2 protein-coding genes are annotated in these 2,822 nt (G+C 34.7%); both read left to right on the top strand.

What is annotated here, in order from left to right; genetic code table 11:
• The first annotated feature begins 229 nt into the window (after window positions 1-229).
• A complete protein-coding gene (locus D0T51_RS12125) occupies window positions 230-715 on the top strand; it encodes a hypothetical protein (protein WP_163729656.1) in 486 nt (161 codons plus the stop codon).
• A 51-nt stretch (window positions 716-766) separates the two neighbouring features.
• Window positions 767-2,557: a hypothetical protein gene (locus tag D0T51_RS12120; RefSeq protein ID WP_163729654.1), complete on the top strand. Its 1,791-nt coding sequence runs from the start codon at window positions 767-769 to the stop codon at window positions 2,555-2,557.
• Window positions 2,558-2,822 lie beyond the last annotated feature (265 nt).

Raw genomic sequence — 2,822 nt, 5'->3', positions numbered from 1 at the left:
CTAAAGAAAGCTAAGAAAGGTAGGCGAAAGTCTACCTTTTCTGTTTTTAAGCCATTACTTTGCTGAATTGCAGATACATAAAGAATACCTCTCAAATCAGCAGATATTCTTTATACTTCACGTTTTTCACTTGCCCCATCTTTGCATTGTAATCGAATGGTATTTACGGTGCGCACCTCCACTAAGCGATTACACTCTTTTATTAATTAACATTTTAATAATTAAGTGTATGAAATTTACATTTTTAAGTCCTTCAAATGAAGGCAACTTGGAAGACAACTTGAATGCTACTCTTGAAAGAGTAAAAGTTGCAATGAGTAAAGGTGCTAAAGTTAATGCTACACCGAGAACTGACCCTAACGGGAATCCTTGTCTGTGGGTTGATTTAATTCAAAAGCACAAGAGTGAGAACGTTAAGCTATTACTTAGTGATGGGATTCTTAACTGTACCTTGAACTATCTTGGAACAGGTAAAGTTGATGATTTCAACTTAGACCTAAGCAAGGTGGAAGAGATGAAGGAAGAGTATAAAGAAAAGAACTTCGCTTTCGAATTGCTTAAGTATGAAGTTGAAATGGGGAGAATGATAAATGTTACGATAAATACTGAAACTCGATTCCGCTGCTTCACTTCTTTTCCAAAAGGCAAATTAGTGTACTCTCTAAACAAGACAGAAGAAATAGCAGAATTCTTGTCTAAGTATGATCTGGACTAATTATTAACCTTGGGAGAGGTGTTAAAAGCCTCTCCCACAATTTTACAAATTATGAAGAAAGAACATATAGATATAAAGAAAGTAATAGATTCAACTCTAAATGTAGAAAGAGTTCAATATCTCACAGAAATTTTCCCAACAATCCCAAGTAATAAAATCCTTAATAAAGTTATCACAGGTATCGGAGCTACTTATTCTGAATTGATTGCGGATAGAAATTCAATCATCATAGAGCCTACTGTTCCTGTTATTAAGGGCAAGATTAAAGAGCATAAGAATGCAATGGGAGTATATGAGGGTAAAACAGTAGATGATGTCATAGAGTATCTATGCAAGCGACAAAAACGCCATAAGTTCATCACCACTCCCGAAAGCTTTTGGAAAATAAAAGAAGGAATGGAAGAAATGGAGATTGATATGTATTCCAATTATTTCTTACTCTTTGATGAATGTGAACGGATAGTACAAGATATAGCATACAGATCGGACATTATCTTACCTATGGATGATTTCTTCCAATTTGAGAATAAGGCACTTGTTTCGGCTACTCCCCGAATATCGGAAGACCCCCGCTTTGAGGAAAAAGGATTTGAGATCATAGAATTGAGACCACAGTTCCCAATTAAAGAAGATATTACGCTTTATTCCACTAATTGTATCTTAGATACTCTTCGGGAAGTAATTTGTGGTTGTGGGGATAAGATTTGTTTGTTCTTTAATTCTACTGATTCCATTCACGCTGTAATTAAGCAACTAGGAATAGAAAATGATTCGGCTGTCTTTTGTTCGAAGAAAAGTGTTGATAAATTGAAAAGCAGAGACTATAAGACAACTTATGAGACATGGAATCTGGAACGGATGAAACGGTTTAATTTCTTTACAAGCCGATTCTATGCAGCATTAGATATAAAGTTGCCATTTAAGCCAGATGTAATAATATTAACCGATTTGTATTATGCAGAACATTCTATGGTTGACCCAGATACCGAAGCGGTTCAGATAAAAGGAAGGTTCAGGAATGGAATAAATTCTCTTACTCATATTACCAATACGAATTCAAATTATGTAATAAGAAGTCAGGACGAGATAAAAGGTTACTTGAATGGCTGTGAAGATGTCTTTAATAAGTTTATGTCTCTTTATAGATATGCAGCATCCAGAAACATGAGTGATATGCTTGGAGAGGCAATAAAAGTAATACCTTATTATAATCTCCTGTTTCCAGATGGCAGTAAAAACTATTCGGCTATTGCTAACTTTGTTGATGAAGCTTTGGTTAAGTCTTACTATCACAATGAAGAGAGCATTTTAGCTGCATACGAAAAATGTCGGTATTTTAATGTTACTCATAGGAAGAAGTATTTACCACTTGGAGACTTCGAAAAACTGAAACGGGAACGATCAACCTCTTTAAAGGAACGGCATAAAGAAATTGTTCGGCAGTTGGAATTATTACAAGGATATGAAAGCGGAATAACTCGAACTCTGGTTAATGACCTTAAAAATAGTGATCCGTTTATTGTGGAAGCTTATCTGGCTATCGGCAAAGAAGAGATCGAACGGTTAAAGTATTCCCGACCGAGAATAAAAGAAGCAATGATCTTAAAGCAGTATGAAGAGAGAACAACAGGCACAGAGTTTATCCAAATGGTTGATCTCCATTTTGAAGTTTGTCGGAAATATACACTCAAATACATAAAAGAGAAACTAAACTATATTTTCAAGACTTTGGAAATTACACCCAGAGAAACCGTAACAAGTGAGTCTATAAGTGATTTCTTTAATACTCAACCTTACCGAAGTGGAAATAACAAAGGTTATCTACTCATAAGTAAGAAATAGGCTAGATGATACTTTTTTTGAAAGGAATGTGTTTTATATACCCTTCTTAGAAAAAGTATCACTTTTAGTAAAAATCTACTTTAGAGTATTCTTAGCTCCAATTTTTGGTAAAGTGAAACCTATGGGGTAAGAGTGACCTAAATGCTTAAAACGAAAGGCAACCTAATCCATAATCTTCGTCAGTCATAGCATTAGCATGAAATTTTCGATTCCATTTCAATCCATTGGATAAGTAGTCCAATAACAAGTTTCATGTCTTCATCGT

Origin of the sequence: Parabacteroides sp. 52, assembly GCF_010500925.1 — a bacterium.
Lineage (GTDB): Bacteria > Bacteroidota > Bacteroidia > Bacteroidales > Tannerellaceae > QVMG01.
This window is presented reverse-complemented; position numbering and strand designations above follow the sequence as displayed.